Genomic DNA, 16,998 nt, shown 5'->3' with positions numbered 1-16,998 from the left:
TTTGGGTGAGGATGCCCCAAGCCCTAGGGGGATTCGCCGCCCCCGATCGGACCCACGACGTGAGGAGTGAAGCGCCGTTGCCGTACGTCCTCGGGATCGATGTGGCCCAAGGCCGGACCCACGCCGCTACCTGTCGCCGGCAAGGCCCCGGCTGGGGCGAACCCGAACCCCTCTGGCTGGGCGAACGCTCCCCCGCCGCGGCGTCCGCGCTGTTCCTCGACGACGAGGGGTACCTGCTCACCGGCGACGCCGCCGCGCAGGCGGGTGCCCAGGTCCCGTCCCGGCTGCTCACCGGCTTCCACCGGCGGATCGGCGACGACGTGCCGATGCTCGTCGAAGGGGAGCCGTTCCCGCCCGAGACGCTCACCACCGTGCTCGTCGAAGGGATCGCCGAGCACGCCGCGAACCTGTTCGGCGGCCCCCCGCAGCACCTGGTGCTGACCCACCCCGGCGACTGGGGCGGCTACCGCCGTGACGTGCTGCGCCGGGCGCTGGCCGACGCCGGGTTCACCGCGGTGACGCTGGTCCCCGGCTCGATCGCGGCGCTCGGCGCGCACCTGCCCGTGCCCGGCCCCGGCGCCCAGGTGGCCGGGGTGTGCGAATACGGCACCGACGGCGTGAACGTGACGCTGGCGACGGCGAGCGGCGCGAGCGGCTGGCAGCTCGGCCATGGCGCGGAAGGCGTGGCCCCGGCGGCCGCGCTGAGCACGCTGTTCGCGCTCGCCGGAGCGGCCTCGACGTCCCCGAAGGGTCTCGCCGGCGTGGTGTTCTGCGGTGACGTCCCGCCGCACGCGCTGCCGGCCCGGCCGCCGTGCCCGGTGTTCGCGGGACCGGTTCCGCCGGCGACCACCGCGCTCGGCGCGGCGGCCCTCGCGGCCCTGCGCGCCGACCACCGGGGGACCCCGCAGGAACCTCCCGCCGTCGAAACCACTTTGCTCCCCAAGGTGGACACGCTCGGTGAGCTCGGCGAGCGGCCGCCCCGGCCGCCGGTCGAGATCACGCCGTTCGAACTGCCCGAGCGCACCGGCCCGATGAACCTGTTCCGCCGCCGGCGTCCCCTCGCCGCCGCGGTCCTGGTGCTCGCCGCGGCCGTTTCGGCCGTCGTGATCACCGTCACCGCCCGCGAAGCCACCGCCGGCCCCGCCGCCGGTACCCCCGTCCCCACCCATTGCGCTCCCTCCGGTGAAGGTCACTGTTGAACACACTGCTCACGCAGGTCCCCCCGCCGCACACGGTTCCCGTGCACCCGGCGGCGCGGCAACTGCTCGACCGCGTCACCGCCGAGCCGGACGCGCCGCTGCGGCTCGCCGTCGTCGCCCCCGGCGGCTACGGCAAGAGCGTGCTGCTCGCCGCGCTCGACCGCCGGTACCGGGCGGCCGGCGTCGACGCCGTGCTGGTCGACGACGCCGACCGGCTCGGCCCCGACCAGCTCGAGGACCTGCTCGCCGGCGCGGACGGCCCGATCGTCGTCGCGCACCGGCCGGCCGCGGTGGCGTCCGGCTGGACGCTGCTGCAGCTCGGCCCGCTCGGCGTCGAAGACGTGGCGCGGCTGATGTCCGCGGTGACCGGTTCGCCCGCCGACCCGGCGGCCGCGGCCGAGCTGCACGCCCGCAGCGGCGGGGTGCCGCGGCTGGCCGAGCGCGCGCTGCTCGGGCGGCTGGAGGAGTTCCGGCCCGAGCTCGACGAGCTCGACGACGACGTGCTCCGCTACCTGATCGCGGCCGAAGCCGGCGCCGGACGCAACCTCGACCTGCTGTGCGCCCTGCTCGACCGCAGCCCAGATCAGCTGCCCGCCATCGTCGAGGGCGCCCGCGCGACCGGCCTGCTCGCCCCCGACGACACGCTGCTCCCGCTGGCCGCGGCCGCCGTCCGCGACTTCGGGCCGCCCGCGCGCCGGCTGACGACGGTGCAGCGGCTGGTCGAACTGCAGCTGGCGAACGGCCTCCCGGTGCTCGACCTGGCCCGGTCCCTGCTCGGCACGGGCAGTTCCGGCGCGTCCGCGGCGGCCGCGTTCGCCGCGGCGGCGGCCGAAGCGCTGCCGTCCGACGCGCGGCTGGCGACGCGGCTGTTCGAAGCCGCCGCCGAAGCGGGCGACCGCTCTGCCGCCGTCACGGCGGGCTGGGCGCGCGCGGCCGCGTTGTCCGGCGACCTCGACACCGCGCTGCGGCTCGGCGACGGGATGCTCGGCGCCGCCGACGCGGAAACCCGCGCGGTGGGCGCGGAGATCGCGGCCACCGTGCTGGCCCACCGCGGCGAGCTGGCCCGCAGCGCCGAGCTGTACCACTGGGCGGGCCGCGCCGACGCGTTCTCGGCGACGGCCCTGGTGGGGACCGGTGACATCGAAGGGGCCCGGCGCCTGCTCGACTCCCCCGCCCCGGGCGTCGCGCCGACGCTGTTCGCCGGCGCGGCCACCCGGATGGCTCGCGGCATCGTGGATTCGGTGTCCGGCTGCGCGACGGAGACGTTGTCGACCCTGCTCGGCGCGGCCACGATGCTGGAGCCGGCCCTGGGCGGCATGCTGCTGCCGGACAGCCCCGCCGCGCTGGCCGCGCTCGTCGCCTTGCACACCGGCGAACTGGCGCTGGCCGAGTCGGTGCTGACCCGGGCGCTGGACGGCGGAGCCGGCGGCGACCTCCTGGCCGTGCGGCACCGGTTGCTGCTGGGCTGGGTCGCGATGACGGCGGGCGACCTGGCGACGGCCGCGGAACACCGTGACGCCGTCGCGGGCCTTTCCTTGGAGGCGCGCGACGAGCTGTTCTTCGCGACGCTGGAGCTCGGCCTGGCCCGGCGGGCCAGCGACCTCGTCGGGCTGCAGCGGTCGTGGAACCGGGCGTACCAGGCGTCGATGCGGCAGCAGACGGACCTGTTCACGTTGCTGCCGCTGGGCGAGCTGGCGATCGCCGCGGCCCGCACCGGCGCGTTCGCCAAGCTTTCCGGCCAGTTCGAACGCGCCCACGGCCTGCTGGCCCGCCTCGGCGAACCTCCACTGTGGACAGTATCGCTGGTCTGGCACGAGCTGCACGCGGCGATCACGCTGGAGGACGCGGACGCGGTCAAGGCCCACTTGGCGACGTTGACCACGCACGCCCACTGCGGCCGCCACCCCCGCGCCCTGGCCACGGCAGCCCAGGGCTGGCTGGCGGTCCTGGGCGGAACATTCGACCCGCAAACGATCACCGCGGCGGCGGCCGAGCTGCACGACCTGGGCCTGCGCTGGGACGCGGCAAGGCTCGCGGGCCAGGCGGCGATCAGGACATCGGACCGCAAGGCGATGGTCCAGCTCCTGGAGGCGGCCCGCCAGTTCCAGGGCACGGCGGCCCGCCGCGACCCGGGGGCTCCCTCGGAACCGGCGGCGGGAACGGGCCTGGCGGCGCTGAGCGAGCGCGAGCTGGAGGTGGCCCGCCTGGTCGTGGAGGGGCTGACGTACAAGCAGGCGGGCAGCAAGCTGTTCATTTCGGGCAAGACGGTGGAGCACCACATGGCCCGCATCCGCGGGAAGCTCGGGGCGGCGGACCGGCGGGAGCTGCTGGCGACGCTGCGAGAGCTGCTTTCCCGCCCGGACGCGAGTTAGCCGGCCTCAGCGCAGCCCCCACCCTCTCCGAGGGGCCGTCCCAGGTCCAGTCCATCGGTGGGGTACGACGAAAAGCCGGGAAAGACGGTGGCCGGGCCTCGTTGTCCACAGTGCGGCCGGCTTGTGGACAACGAGGCCCGGCCAGCTCAGGCAGCCGCCGTTGTGGTGGTGAATGTCGCCGCCGGGCCGGTTCCCGTTGCCGAGACCGCCGCGACCGTGAACGTGTAGGCCGTTGCCGGGCCGAGGCCGTCGATCACCCTGGTCATGCCCTTGACCGTCGGCTGGGTGACCAGGGCGTCGCGGCCCTGTACCGGGATCGTGCGGCCGTCGGACACCGTGATCACGTACCCCAGGACCGGGGTGTCGCCCGCCGCGGCCGGGGGGTTCCAGCGGATCGAAGCCGCCGTTGCGCTCGGCAATGCCCGTGCGCTCGTCGGGACTCCTGGCAGCGCAACGGGTTTCAGGCCGGGGGTGACCGGAGCCGACGGCAGCGACGGCTCGCTCGTGCCGAACGCGTTGCGCGCCGCGACTGTCACCGTGTACGGCGTCCCGTCCGTCAACCCCGGTACTTCGGCGTACGCGCGCTTCGCGAAGTCGGCCGCGGTGATCGTGGCCGACTGCGTGCGCCCGCCGCCCGATGCGGTCACCACGTAGGCCGTGACCGGTGCGTTGTTGAAGGCGAACGTCGGGTTCCAAGTCGCGTACAGCTTCCCCGCGACGGCGAACGTGCCGACCCGTGACGGCGCTTCGGCCGGCCCGCACCCGCCGACCGGTCGGGTGAGCAGCTTGCGGTAGGCCGGTTCCAGGCCCGCGTTCGCGACGATCGCGGGCGGTGCGTCCGCCGGGCGGGCGAGGATCTGGTTGCCGCGGGTGATCGCGCCCTTGTCGACCTTGTCGCGGTCGCCCTGCTCCCAGTAGTTGCCCTCGATCAGCGTCGGGTCGTTGTTGCCGAGGTCGTCGCGGTAGTCGACGTGCACCGTGCCGACGTTGAAGTACGCCGCGCCGTACAGGACGTTGCCGCGGATCGTCTCGTAGGTGTTGCCGTTGTCGGTGTAGACGCTCTTGCCGAGCCCCCACTGGCCGTGGATGACGTTGCCGGTGACCTTCTCGCCGTCGTCCAGGGAGGTGCCGGTGATGCCCTGGGTGTAGACGCCGCCGCCGTCGTCGAGCATCTGCATGTAGTCGAAGATCAGGTTGTCCGAGACGGTGTTGTCGTGCGACAGGTTCGGCGTCGCGGGCCGCTTGATCTTGTCCGGCCAGCCGCCCCAGCCCACCGAGATCGCCGAGTAGCCGACGTGGTCGATCTGGTTGTGCGAGATGGTGTTCTGCACGGTGTAGCCGTTGACGATCGGCACACCGCCGTGGAATTCGCGCGGCAGGCCGTAGAGGTGGTTGTCGGTGACCTGGACGTCCCGCACGACGTCCGCGTCGGTGTCCGTGACGGGTTTGTCGACGCCGCCGACCTGCACGCCGTTGCCGGAGATGTCGGTGAAGACGTCGCCGCGCACCTGGGATTCCTTGGTGCCCTCGATGAGATCGAGCCCGGCCCCGCCGAGGTGGGCGAACACGCTGTCGGCGAATTCGACGCGCCGGCCGTGCGAGACGGAGACGTTGGCGGGTTCCCGCGTCCACGAGGCGTACGGGCAGGTGCCGCCGGCCACGAACTGGCAGAGGCCCTGGACGGCCCAGCCGTTGGCACCCGTGATCGTGTATCCCGCCTGGATTTCCGAGAATCCTTCAGATGACGAAGGCGTCAGCCAGGTGGCGTAGGAGTAGCGCAAGCCGCGGAAGGCGATGTCGTGGATCGGCGCGGCGGCGGTGCCTTTGGCGTCGAGGAGCTTCTCCAGCACCGGCATTTCGACGTCCGCGCGCCGCAGGTCCTGGCCGGGCTTCGGCAGGTAGTAGACGACGCGGGCGGACCGGTCGAGGTACCACTCGCCCGGGGTGTCGAGCAGTTCGAAGGCGTTTTCGGCGTAGCTGGGGTGCCGCCCGTTGGTGAGGTCGGCCGGGCCGACCATGTTGACGCTGCGGCCGGGGATGTCCGGGAACAGCACGCGCTTCGTCGAGTTGTCCCAGCACGGGTTGGCCATGGTGATCGTCGTGCCCTCGGCGGCGGCGAGGGGGCAGCGCGGTTCGGTCCACTGGCCGAGACCGTCGCGCTGGACGTTCCAGAGCGCCTCGCCCGAGGTGTACACGAACTCGATGTCCTTCGGGTTGCGCCAGCGGGCGAGCGTGTCGGCACTGGCGGTGTAGCCGGTGGCGGTCGCCGTGACGGTCACCGGCAGGGGCCCGCGGGCGCGTTGCTCGCGGACGCCGTCGACGTAGAGCTGGCGGGTGTTGTCCAGCCCAGCGGGCGCGGGCGCGGCGAACAGGCCCGGACGCCCCGGTACCGGCCGCCAGCCGGTGACCTGCACGCCGCCGTTCAGCTCGGTGTCGCCGCTGCCCTGCCAGATGACGCGGTGACCGTTGCCGCCGGAGTCTCGCGCGTCGAGCTGCAGGGGTGCAGCCAGCCGGAAGACACCGGGCGCGAGGTGGACGGTGAGATCCCGGGTGAGGTGCGGTGCGCGTTGGCGCACGAGGTCGCGGGCCCGGTCGAGGGTCCGGACGGGGTGGCCGGCGGTCCCGGAGGCCCAGTCGGACCCACCGGGCGAGACGTAGAGGTCCCGGCCGGCGGCATCGGGACCGGCCGCGGCCGCCGGACCGGTCGTGGCGAGCAGCGCGCCCGCACTCAGGAGGACGGTCACCACGGTGCGGCGCCGCGTCGAGCCCCACTTGGTCAGCATGGAGGAAACATAGGATCTCTCGAGCAGGATGTCGACAATTTCCCGCTCAGCGGGGCACCGGATCACCTAATCATCGGATGCCTGTGGAGCATTCAGTCGCGGCTGGGGCCGAAGCGTTCCGTGCGGATCCGGTGCGGGTCGTGGCCCAGGGCGACCAGGATGTCCGCCACCGTTTCCACGAAGCCCGTCGGGCCGCAGACGAAGCACGAGGCGCCGAACTCGGCCGGCCAGCCCGCCGTGTTGATCGTCGCCACGTCGATGCGGCGGGGGATGCCGGGGCGGCCTTCGGGCAGCTCGCGGGTGTACACGTACGTCACGTCCACGCCCGCCGTGGGCGTGCGCAGCTCGTCCGCGTAGTACAGCTCGGCCGGGGTGCGCAGCGAGTAGATCAGCTTGAACGGCGTGCGGACGCCCGCCGCGCGGCGGGCGCGGACCATCGCCATCAGCGGGACGATGCCCGAGCCGCCCGCGATCAGGAGCACCGGGGCCGGGTCCGCCGGGCGCCAGGCGAACCAGCCGCCGATCGGGCCGCGGATCTCGACCGGGTCACCGATCGCGTACGGGCCGGCGAGGTGCTCGGACACCTCGCCGCCGGCGACGCGCTGCACCGTCAGCTCCACGCGGTCGCCGTCCGCCGGCGCGGCGAGGGAGTAGCTGCGCTGCGCGCGATAGCCGTCCGCGGCCGTGAGCCGGACGTCGACGTGCTGGCCCGCCAGGTGGCCCGGCCAGCCGGGCAGGTCGAAGACGAGCGTGCGCGCCGTCGGCGTCTCGTCGCGGAAGCCGGCCAGGCGGGCGACCCGCCAGGCTAGTCGCCCTGATACCGCTGTTCGCGCCATGGATCCCCGTAGTCGTGGTAGCCGGCGTTCTCCCAGAAGCCCGGCTCGTCCCGGGTCTTCAGCTCCAGCCCGCGCACCCACTTGGCGGACTTCCAGAGGTACAGGTGCGGCACGAGCAGGCGCGCCGGGCCGCCGTGCTCGGGAGTCAGCGGCTTGCCGCCGTACTCGTAGGCGATCCAGGCCTGGCCGTCGAGCAGGTCGGCCAGCGGCAGGTTCGTGGTGTACCCGCCGTAGGCGTGCACCATCACGTAATCGGCTTCGGTGTCGAGCCCGCCGATCAGCGTGTCGATCGAAACACCGCGCCACCGGGTGTCCAGTTTGGACCACTGGGTGACGCAGTGGATGTCCACCGTGGGCTTCTCGCTGGGCAGCGCCATCAGCTCGGCCCAGTTCCAGGTGTGCTTCTCCCCCGCCTCGGTGGTGACGGTGAATTCCCACGTTTCGGTGCGCACGCGCGGGGTCGGGCCCGCCGACAGCACGGGGAAGTCCTCGGCCAGGTACTGCCCGGGCGGCAGCCGCGGGTTGCCGCTGCGCGCGCGGCCCTGGAAACCCGGTGTCACGACACCCATGCGGCGCTCCCTTCCCGATCGCGACGAGCCTACGCCCGGACCCGCAGCCCCAGCGACGTGACGAGTACCGCAGCCTGTTCGGGTGACACGATCGCCCCGGCCAGCTCGGCGTTCAGCGGGTCGAGCGCCGAGAGGTCACTGCCCCGCAGCTCGGCTTTCGGCAGCTTGACGGCGTGCAGCATCGCCCCGGACAGGTCAACGTCGGCGAACACCGCGCCGGCGCAGTTCGCTCCGGTGAGGTCGGCTTCCCGCATCCGGACGCCCTGGAAGGTGACCGCGCGCAGGTCGGCGCCCGCCAGGCCGGCGAACGACCAGTCCCCGCCGGTGACCCGCAACGGCCGCAGCTCGCACTCGGTGAACGTGGCGCCCACGAGCTTGCACCCGGTGAATTCGGCGTCGAAGAAGTTGCACCGCTTGAAGGCGCAGCCGGTGAAGGCCGAGTCCGTGTGCCGCGACGCGTTGAAGCGCACGTTGCCGAAGACGCAGCCGGTGAACACCGAGTTCCGCGTGACCGCCTCGGAGAGGTCGGCCTCGTGGAACTCGCACCGCACGTAGTGCCGCCCGGTGATCTCCTCCCCGTACCAGTCGTCGCGGAAGAACCGCTGCTCCTCGACGGGATCTTGCGTGGCCTCGGACATGCGTTGCTCCTATGTCAAGCCGCTGCTGGGTGGTGGGTTGGTCGGGTGGTCGTGTCGGCTTGGAGGGTGTTGTAGACGATGGGTGCGAGGCGTCGTTTGAGGGCGCGGAGTGCTTCCATGGTGGTGTCTCCGGTGCTTCGGCGTCGCTGGGTGTAGTTGCGGCCGGGACCGTCCAGGCGGATCTGGGTGACGGCGATGCGGTGCAGTGCGGCGTTGAGTTGCCGGTTGCCGCCGCGGGCCAGCCGATGCCGGTTGGTCTTGCCCGAGGAGGCGGGGATGGGGGCGACACCTGTGTGCATGGCGAAGCAGGCTTCGGAGCGGAACCGGGTCACGTTGGCGGTCTCGCCGGCGATTTTTGCCGCGGTCAGCGCACCACAGCCGGGCAAGGCGAGCAGGCGGGGCGCGACGTGCGTCATTCGCTGGGCGAGTTCCCGCTCCAGTGCGTTGGCGCGGACGGTGAGGGCCCGGATGTCGGTGACCAGCTCGGCGGCGATGCGCACCACCATGGACGTGGGCTGTTGATGGAGCCAGGCGGCCAGCCGGTCCAGTTCGCACAGCCGATCGAGTCCCCGTGCGGTGGGGTTGAGCTCGGGGTCGAGTTCGTGCAGGTGCCAGCGCAGCCGGTTCTGCATCCGGGTGTGGGTGTTGACCAGATCTTCGCGGTGGTCGACCAGCAGCTTGATCTCCCGCGAGACGCTGTCGTGTGTCGCGGTCGGCAGGTTCGGTTCGCGCAGCGCGGCTCGGGCGATGGCCAGCGCGTCGATCGGGTCGGACTTGCCTCGCGTGCGCGCCGACGAGCGAGCCCCAGCCATCAGCTTCGGCGGCACCCGGACCACGGTCTGCCCCGCGGTGAGCAGCGCCCGTTCCAGCCTGCTCGACACGTGCCGGCAGTCCTCCACCGCGAACACCGATTCGGCATCCGGCCAGTTCCGCAACGCCCAGCGCAGCAGCTGCCGGTGACCGGCATCCGTGGCTCGCACGGTCTTCTCGCCCAGCTTGCGGCCCACCTGGTCCACCACGACCGCTGTGTGGGTGCCCTTGTGGACATCGATACCCAGCACCACCATGGGGATGGTCTCCTTCCAGCTCGAAGGGACGGCTGGGCCGGCCGGCGGACACACCTCAGCGAGGGGCGCTGCCACGCTCCTATCAAGTCACGCCGGTCGGCCCCGACCACCGGCGACCGGCACAACGCATGATCGCCAACCCGCATATCAGGCGGCAGCGAGGCTACGAGCCAGATCACCAGCAGCCAGGATCCCAACCACCGCAACAGCGGCAACACCACCCTGACACTGACGCCAGGCTAGCGGCAGTTCCGACGCCGGAGGGGCCGCGCATGCTCGACGCCGACGATGTCCGGAGGGCCGTCCCGATGCCGGCCGCCGTCGAAGCGGTCCGCGAGGCATTCCTCGACCTCGCCGCCGGCCGTTTCGTGGTGCCGCAACGGCTGTCCTTCGCCGGAGCCACGACGCTCGTGATGACCGCCTGCCACACACCGACGTCGACGACGGTCGTGAAGACGCTCAACCTGGTCCCCGGCCGGGCACCGATGATCCTGGGCACGCTGGTGTGGAACACCGCCGACGGCCAGGTGGTCGCCGACGCCGTCGAGGTCACCACCCTGCGCACCGGCGCGGTGTCCGGCGTCGCCACGGACCTGCTCGCCCCGGCCGAGGCCAGCAGCCTGGCACTCCTCGGCACCGGAGCCCAGGCCGCCGACCAGGTGCGCGCGGTGGCGGCGGTGCGTCCGATGCGCCGCGTAACGGTGTTCGGGCGCGACCTCTCGCGTGCGGAGGCGTTGGCGGGCCGGTTGAGTGCCGAGTTCCCATCGGTGGCGATTCGGGTGGCTTCGAGCGCCCCGGACGCGGTGTCCGACGCGGAGATCGTCTGTTGCGCTACTTCGTCCAGTACTCCTCTCTTCGCTGTCGATGACTTGCCGGACCGGGTTCATGTCAACGCGATCGGGTCGTACCTGCCGTCCATGCGGGAGCTGCCCGCCGAACTGCTCGCCACCGCGGGGTGCGTGGTGGTGGATCAGGTCGACGCCGCTCTTGAGGAGGCTGGCGAGGTGATCCATGCGGTGGAGAGCGGAGTCCTCGACCGTGGTGACCTGATCGAGCTCGGGGCGGCCTTGCGCACGCCTCCGGTGGTCAGTGGGCGGACCGTGTTCAAGTCCGTCGGGCTCGCTGTGCAGGACTGGGCCGTCGCCCGGCTGCTCGGTGACGCGGCGAGTAGGGGCCGATGACACAGCTACTCAGGCGGAGAGCCTGTGCACCGGGGCGGGTCCGTGTGATGTCTAGCCGCGGCGGGCGTGGGGTGCCGTTGTGGGCGTGGCACGGGTTGCAGCGGTGCGGGCGAGTGATGCCTGTGTGAGCGGCCAGGTGCGCGGATGACCTTGTTGTATTGCTGGAGAACGGTTTTCAGGCTGCCGACCGGCCTTGGCGATGCCGTCCGAGCCGCCGCAGCAGGAGTGAGTTTCCACAACGGCCGGGTGGCTGATCTGCGGGCGATGGCGTGCTCGATCGCCGGGTGGATGCCGGAGCAGATGCCCCGGGTGTGGCTGCTGATGGCCTCGCCGCCGGGGATCGTCGAAGCCGACGCGTCGATCTCTAGCCGGCCGGAGTAGCGAACGGCGATGTGCCGCAGTGCGGGCGAACGGGAGCGGCGATGCCCGGCCATGGCCGACTGGTTCACCGCGGCTGGCAGCGTTCCGTGCTGAGTGAGCCTGTCGAACAACGCCCGCAGCCGGGGTTCGTTATTGGGCAGCGGACGAACCTGATGACCACAGCTCCTTGAGCAGAGACGACGAAAAAGGACAAGCGCGCCGACACCGGACCTCAGTCGCTCACCACTTGTGCCGGAGTACTGACGGAGAGCAAGAGAAGCGGCCAAACGGCGCAATCTGGGCCTTGGAGCGTTTGATCCGTCACCTGATCCGGGAATTTTCGCGGCATGTCTCCTTGGCGAACCACCACCAGACGGAACACGGCCGTGCGGGTCATCACGGCGATCGGCGCGATCTTCGCGGGGATCGAAGTTCTTTACATGATCATGGTGCTGGCCGGTGCCAACGCCGGTAACTCCTTCTTCCAGTTCATCAAGTCACTGGCGGTTCCTCTCGCCCTGTTCTGGCCCGGCCTGTTCCCGGTCGGCGACGGCAACCTGCAGGTGATCCTCGACTTCGGCCTGGCCGCGGTGTTCTGGCTGGTCGTGACCGGCATCATCGCCCGCTTCGCGGGACGGTGACCGGAGGCGATCCGCTGGGCCGGCCGGGAACCACCCGCCGTCGCCGCCGCCGGTGTCCGTGGGCGACACTGGGCGGATGAGCGACGGCAGGTGGTTCGACGGCTGGTCACCCTGGCCCGAGCTGGCCGGCTTGGCCGCGGCCGGGCGTTCGCTCCTGCCGAACGTCCCGGTCACGCCGGCCGCCCTGGTGCGCACCGTCACCGAACAGCTCGTCGGCCGGCGGCTGACCGCGCAGGTGGGTGGCCGCGAGGTCGGCCTCACCCTCGCCGAACTCGACTACCCGGCCGACAGCCTGCGGCTGGCCACCGGACGCCTCGGCGACGTCCGGATCGTCGCCGAGGACGTCGATTGGCCAGAGCCCGAAGACGACGGCGAGCCCGGAACCATCCCGCTGCGCCGCGTCACCGTTTTCGCCGAAGACGTCCGCCTCCGCTCGCTGCCCACGCCGGCCGCCAAACCCGCGCGGGTGCAGCTGGCGATCGCCGTCTCCGCCGAGGTGCTGCAGGACCGGGTGGCGAAAGCCCGCCCCGGGATCGTCGCGACTCCGGCCGACGGCGGCCTGCTGCGGATCCACTGGGCCAAGCGACCGCACTGGGGCCACCTGACGCTCCGCCCGCAGGTGGCGGCCGACGGTGTGGTGCTCGTGCCGCAGACCCTCCACATCGGACAGCGGCAGCTGCGGCCGCCCCGCCGCTTCCGGCCCATCGTGCTTCCCCTGCCGGAACTTCCGCCCGGCCTGAACCTGACGAAGGTGGAGCCGCGGCACGACGAGCTCGTGCTGCACACAGTGGCGGAGGAATGGCCGGACCGCCTCTCCCGCATTCCCCTGCCGGACCTGCTGAGCTGGCTGACCACCGCCGCGATGACGCTGACTCTGCCGAACCTCGGTACGCGTTCATGATTTCCCCTTCCCTGTGAGACATCGACCACACTACTCGAACGCGCGTTCGAACGTCGTCACCCACAGGGGTTCAGGTTTCCCGATCCCGCAGATACCGCGTGTGATCGGCCTGCCGGTCGACCTCCGTCGCGTAGAACCGTTCGGCCACCCGGTGCGCCTCCGCCTCGAGCAAACCCAGCTGGGTCACCAATTCCGAGCCCGCACCGGCACGCCGCGCCGCGAACCACCGCGGTAGGTTGAGGTAGGTTTCCAGCGACAGCGGCAAATCCGTGCCCGCGAGCCGGACGACGGCGTGCTGCAGCTCGGGGTCACCCGAGAGCCGCCGAGGCCGGGAAAGCAGGTCGCGAAGCACCTCGGCGATCCGGTGCACAGTGTCCACAGAGGACGGCGGCATCCGGGACGCCTGCGCGGAAACCGTGGCCTCGAGCGCGTCCAGCGACTCCCGCAGCCCGGCGGACGCATCGGGTACCAGCCGCACCTTCTCCCCCGGCGCGAGCAGCGCTCCCGCGGCGTAGAGCGCCACCACGACGAACGGCCAGAACCACCCGACCACCCCGATCAGGTACAGCCCGACGCCGAGCAGGCCGCCGACGCAGCCGGCGAGGTTCTTGGTCGAGCCCAGATAACGCAGCATCATTGGTACCCGCGAATCTCCTGGAACACCCGGGACAGCTGGACGTTGCGCGCGTCGAACACCTTGCCGCCGGTCCGCGTCGCGACCTGGGTCAGCTCGTCGCTGCTGCCTTCCCCGAACAGGACCGTGAACACCGGAACCTGCTTCATCGCGGGCGGCAGCGACGCCAGCGACGTCAGGAAGTCCGGCAGTGACGAGCCGTTCGCGTTCTCGCCGTCGGTCATCAGCACGATGGAGGTGAACCGGTCCGGGTCCGCGGCCATCAGCGGCTCGAGCACCTGGTACGCCCGGGAAAGGCTGTCGTAGATCGCCGTTCCGCCCCGGGCAACCAGTCCTTCGGCGAACGTCTTGATCTGCGCCAGTTCGGCCGCCGGGTTCTCCTCCGGCACGGTGAACGTCCGCGGTGCCCCGGGCCCGGTGTTGAACGGCAGCATCGTCACCTCCTCCCGGCTCCGGAACCGCCGGAACCGGCCGGTCAAGGAGGTGTCCGCGCCGGTCAGCCCGACCAGTGCGGACCGCAGCGAGTCGATCCGCGCGCCCGCCATCGAGCCGGACGTGTCGAGCACGTAAAGCGTCCGCGAGGGACGCCGGAGCTTGTCGAAGTAGGCCGACAGCAACGCGTCGACCGCCTGCTGCGTCGCCGGGAACGGCAGTTCGACGAGGTCTCGCTGCGCGAACTGCGGCCCCAGCGCGACCCCGGGCACGACCGGACGCCGTTGCGTGGTCTCCATGATCCGCTTCTGCACCGCCGGCGTCCGCAGGTGGTCCGCGAGCCGCTGGTGGGCCGAGCGCGCGTCGGAACCGGCGTCCGCCAGCAGGGTGAGCGGGTAGTCGGCGGTGACGACCCCGTCGCTCGGGTAGACCAGGGTGAGCGGCTGGGGCAGCTTCCCGGACGCGTTCGCCGACAGCAGCACGGACTCGTAGTTGATCAGCCCGTCGACCGCGTCCGGCCCGGTCGCGCGCCGGACGTACGCGTCCGACAACCAGCCCGAAGACCCCGCCGAAAGCGTTTGGGCGCTGAAGAACTGCGTCAGCTGCGGAGTGACCGAAGCGATCTGCCGGGCGTCGATCGCGTTGCCCGCGCCCGCCAGCGCCGACGCGACCCCGACCAGCGCCGAGAACCCGGAGTTCGACGCCGACGGGTCCGTCATCCCGTAGCTGAACGCCTTCTTCCCGGCCTGCGCGGCGATCTCACCCCAGCTGACCGGCTTGCCGGCCCAGCCCAGCCGCTGCACCACCGGCGTGGCCAGGCCCAGCACCACCGGCGAGCTCATGATCTTGACCTGGTTGCCGAGCCGTTTCGCCGCTTCGGGAAGGCCGGCGGGATAGCGGTTCGACGAGAACCACACGGCGTCGTACTTGCCGTCGGCGCTGCCGTTCGCCAGCGCTTCGGCGCCTTCCAAGGTGCCGGTGAAGGTGAACTTCACCTTCACCCCGGTGGCTTGCGCGGCTTCGTCGAGCACCGGCTGCATGTCCGCCAGCTCGCTGCCCGCGAGGATCCGCAGCGTCCCCGGTTCGGGCGCGGACTCGCTTTGCGGCGCGGCCGCCGGATCGGAACACCCCGCCAGCAGCAAGGCAGCGAGCGCGAGCCCCCAGAGTTTTCTCATGCTTCCCCCTCGTGCGAGCGTCGCAGGTGGTCTTCGGCGCGGCGGATCTCGCCGGACAGCGACTCGACGGTCGTGGCCATCGTGCGGACGGCGTCGGCGCGGAACCCGTCGATCGCGTCGATCGAGGCGTAGATCCGATCGAAGGACTGCCGGATCGTCTCGGTCGCGACGGCCGGGTCGCTGCTCGCCCGGCGGATCTCCGCGGACTGCAGGTCCAGCAGCTCGGTGTTCGCGCGGATCAGCCCGTCGGTGGTCGCCTGGAGGGCCGCGACCTCGTCGAGGACGTCCCGCTGGCTCGCCAGCGCCCCGCTGACCAGCAACGCGACCCGCAGTGCGGACACGGTCGTCGACACCGCCCGTTCGACACCGCGGATCAGCTCGTCGTTGTTCTTGCGCACCAGGTCCAGCGCGAGGTAGCCCTGCGCGCTGACGGCGAGCTGGGTCAGCAGGTCCTGGTGCCGTTGCCGGATCGGGTACAGCACGTCCGCGCGCAACGCGTTGGCGCGCGCGGGATCCGTCAGGTCGAAGACGCCCGCCTGTGCTTCGATCGCGCCGTCGACGGCCTCGGCAAGGGCGGCCGCCTCGGCGAGCTTCCCCATCACCTTCCACAACCGCTCGCGCTCGCCCTTGATCGAGGCGTTGTCGCGGCGCAGGACGTCCTGGCGGCCGCGCAGGTCGACGACCAGGGCGTTGACCGGCTCGTTCGCCGCGCGGTAGCGATCCAGCGCCCGCTTCGCGCCGGCCGCGACCGGGAACACCCCCAGCAGCTTCCGGCCGGTGAGCGGCAGCTTCGCCGGGTCCAGCTCGGCGACCGTCCGGCGCAGGCTCGCGAGGCTCGTCGTGACGCCGTCCTGGGGGGACGCCGCACTGCGCAACGACCGGTCGAGCATCGTTCCGGCGACCCCGGCCGCCGCGCGCATGTCGGCCTCGCCGACGGTCAGCAGCTCGTCGAGCAGGTCGGTGAACTCCGGCGACCGGACGTCGAGGGCTTCGAGCCGGGACGCGAACTCCGAAGCGCGAACGGAGACTGCCGACCGCGTGTCCTCGCTGAGCGTGATCAGCCCGGCCGCGCGTTCGGAAGGGATCGCGGTGACCGGCTCGGGCGGGGTGAGCGCGAAGTCCATGTCAGTACTGCTTGCCGACGGCGTCGAGCAGCCGCTCGAGCGTTTCGAACGACGGCGGTTCGACGGCGTCCACGAGGTCGGCCGGCGGGTGGGCCGACGCGGCGACCTCGGCGAACAGCTTCGGGTCGGTCGTGCGGAAGCCGAAGGTCGCGGCGAGCCTGCCCAGCTCGGGGTCGGTCGCGAGGAGCTGCCCGACCTTGTCGCCGTCGCCGGTCAACGGCACCAGCGTGTGCTTCGAGTACACCGTCGGCGCGGTGTAGAGCATCCGCATGTCCGGCCGGATCGAGCCGTCGCCGCTCAGCACGCGGCCGACGTACTGCGACTCGTAGATCAGCGCCAGCGGCGTCTTGCCCATGCCGGCCGAGAGGTAGTCCTCGAACGGCCCTTCGGTGCTGTTCTGCGTGTACCCCTGGTCGAGGAACAGCTTCGCCACCGACGGCAGCACCTTCGCCTCCTGGTCGGGCGTGCTGACGACGGCGTTCCCGTTGGCCACGAAGGAAACGATCGACAGGTACATCGCCGCGGAGTTCGACTCGCGCGGGTCGGTCGTGGTGACCAGGACGTTCTTGCGCGCCGGATAGGCGGTGTTGCCCGGCAGCTGGTCCCAGCGCGTCCCGGCCTTCGTCAGGTCCAGGTACTTCGCGATGTCGAGGACATCGTAGTCGCCTGCCCCCTTGTGCACGGTCCCGTTGGCCCGCAACAGGGAAACGATCGGCTCGAACGAGGCGACGGCCATCGGCGACTGGAACGGCGTGTAGACCGTCGTCACCTTGCGGTCGCGCTGGATCTTCTGCGCCGCGGGTGAGGACGAGGGGAACGCGAACGCGTACTTGCCGAGGTCGACGGTCGTCGCGATCTGCCGCGAGCCCGCGGTGTCCACTTCGACCTTCAGGCCGTGGCGCGCGAAGGCGTCGACGACGCGCTGGTCGGTGAAGAAGGCCTGCTTCTCCGAACCGATCACCCCGCGCACCGTCGTCGTGGAGCCCGCGGCACTGTCGTCACCGCGACCCCAGATGATCACCCCCACGACGGCCAGCACCAGCACCACGGCCAGTCCGATCGACACCCGGCGTTTCACTCGGCCAC

At 71.7% G+C, this 16,998-nt stretch carries 15 protein-coding genes; 6 read left to right on the top strand and 9 right to left on the bottom strand.

Annotated elements, in window-relative coordinates; all coding sequences use genetic code 11:
- The first annotated feature begins 77 nt into the window (after nt 1-77).
- Nucleotides 78-1,199, top strand: a complete 1,122-nt coding sequence (locus tag ISP_RS08055) for an Hsp70 family protein (RefSeq protein WP_013223387.1) — start codon at nt 78-80, stop codon at nt 1,197-1,199.
- The gene (locus ISP_RS08050) at nt 1,196-3,571 is read left to right on the top strand and encodes a helix-turn-helix transcriptional regulator (RefSeq protein WP_013223386.1); all 2,376 of its coding nucleotides are present in this window, start codon (nt 1,196-1,198) and stop codon (nt 3,569-3,571) included. Before ISP_RS08055 ends, ISP_RS08050 begins: the two co-directional genes overlap by 4 nt.
- A gap of 146 nt (nt 3,572-3,717) precedes the next feature.
- Here ISP_RS08050 and ISP_RS08045 read toward each other — a convergent pair whose 3' ends face one another.
- The 5 genes from ISP_RS08045 to ISP_RS08025 form a co-directional block, all read right to left on the bottom strand.
- A complete protein-coding gene (locus ISP_RS08045) occupies nt 3,718-6,354 on the bottom strand; it encodes a right-handed parallel beta-helix repeat-containing protein (RefSeq protein ID WP_013223385.1) in 2,637 nt (878 codons plus the stop codon).
- A gap of 92 nt (nt 6,355-6,446) precedes the next feature.
- Nucleotides 6,447-7,190 carry a ferredoxin reductase gene (locus tag ISP_RS08040; protein WP_013223384.1) on the bottom strand — a complete coding sequence of 248 codons (744 nt, stop codon included), beginning with the start codon at nt 7,188-7,190 and terminating at the stop codon, nt 6,447-6,449.
- The gene (locus ISP_RS08035) at nt 7,160-7,759 is read right to left on the bottom strand and encodes a sulfite oxidase-like oxidoreductase (protein WP_013223383.1); all 600 of its coding nucleotides are present in this window, start codon (nt 7,757-7,759) and stop codon (nt 7,160-7,162) included. The genes ISP_RS08040 and ISP_RS08035 overlap by 31 nt, the downstream gene beginning before the upstream one ends.
- 29 nt (nt 7,760-7,788) lie before the next feature.
- The gene (locus tag ISP_RS08030) at nt 7,789-8,397 is read right to left on the bottom strand and encodes a pentapeptide repeat-containing protein (RefSeq protein WP_013223382.1); all 609 of its coding nucleotides are present in this window, start codon (nt 8,395-8,397) and stop codon (nt 7,789-7,791) included.
- Between the two features lie 14 nt (nt 8,398-8,411).
- Nucleotides 8,412-9,464, bottom strand: a complete 1,053-nt coding sequence (locus tag ISP_RS08025) for an IS110 family RNA-guided transposase (RefSeq protein WP_013223381.1) — start codon at nt 9,462-9,464, stop codon at nt 8,412-8,414.
- 272 nt (nt 9,465-9,736) lie between these two features.
- Here ISP_RS08025 and ISP_RS08020 point away from each other — a divergent pair, with 272 nt between their 5' ends.
- The 4 genes from ISP_RS08020 (at nt 9,737) to ISP_RS08005 (ending at nt 12,547) form a co-directional block, all read left to right on the top strand.
- Nucleotides 9,737-10,645, top strand: a complete 909-nt coding sequence (locus ISP_RS08020; protein WP_013223380.1) for an ornithine cyclodeaminase family protein — start codon at nt 9,737-9,739, stop codon at nt 10,643-10,645.
- Between the two features lie 246 nt (nt 10,646-10,891).
- A complete protein-coding gene (locus ISP_RS08015) occupies nt 10,892-11,026 on the top strand; it encodes a hypothetical protein (protein WP_014466679.1) in 135 nt (44 codons plus the stop codon).
- A gap of 365 nt (nt 11,027-11,391) precedes the next feature.
- A complete protein-coding gene (locus ISP_RS08010; protein ID WP_013223379.1) occupies nt 11,392-11,646 on the top strand; it encodes a hypothetical protein in 255 nt (84 codons plus the stop codon).
- Between the two features lie 76 nt (nt 11,647-11,722).
- Nucleotides 11,723-12,547, top strand: coding sequence for a hypothetical protein (locus ISP_RS08005; protein ID WP_013223378.1), 825 nt, complete (start codon nt 11,723-11,725; stop codon nt 12,545-12,547).
- 70 nt (nt 12,548-12,617) lie between these two features.
- Here the strand turns inward: ISP_RS08005 and ISP_RS08000 are convergent, their stop codons facing one another.
- Genes ISP_RS08000 through ISP_RS07985 form a run of 4 tightly spaced genes read right to left on the bottom strand, consistent with a single transcriptional unit; the run spans nt 12,618 to nt 16,990 of the window.
- A complete protein-coding gene (locus ISP_RS08000; RefSeq protein ID WP_013223377.1) occupies nt 12,618-13,184 on the bottom strand; it encodes a hypothetical protein in 567 nt (188 codons plus the stop codon).
- The gene (locus tag ISP_RS07995; RefSeq protein ID WP_013223376.1) at nt 13,181-14,788 is read right to left on the bottom strand and encodes a substrate-binding domain-containing protein; all 1,608 of its coding nucleotides are present in this window, start codon (nt 14,786-14,788) and stop codon (nt 13,181-13,183) included. Before ISP_RS07995 ends, ISP_RS08000 begins: the two co-directional genes overlap by 4 nt.
- Nucleotides 14,785-15,912: a toxic anion resistance protein gene (locus ISP_RS07990; protein WP_013223375.1), complete on the bottom strand. Its 1,128-nt coding sequence runs from the start codon at nt 15,910-15,912 to the stop codon at nt 14,785-14,787. Before ISP_RS07990 ends, ISP_RS07995 begins: the two co-directional genes overlap by 4 nt.
- A gap of 1 nt (nt 15,913) precedes the next feature.
- Nucleotides 15,914-16,990 carry a hypothetical protein gene (locus ISP_RS07985; RefSeq protein ID WP_013223374.1) on the bottom strand — a complete coding sequence of 359 codons (1,077 nt, stop codon included), beginning with the start codon at nt 16,988-16,990 and terminating at the stop codon, nt 15,914-15,916.
- Between the last annotated feature and the right edge of the window lie 8 nt (nt 16,991-16,998).

Origin of the sequence: Amycolatopsis mediterranei, assembly GCF_026017845.1 — a bacterium.
GTDB classification, from domain to species: Bacteria; Actinomycetota; Actinomycetes; order Mycobacteriales; family Pseudonocardiaceae; genus Amycolatopsis; species Amycolatopsis mediterranei.
The sequence above is the reverse complement of the archived record's forward strand: the minus strand, read 5'-3'. Positions and strand labels throughout refer to the sequence as shown.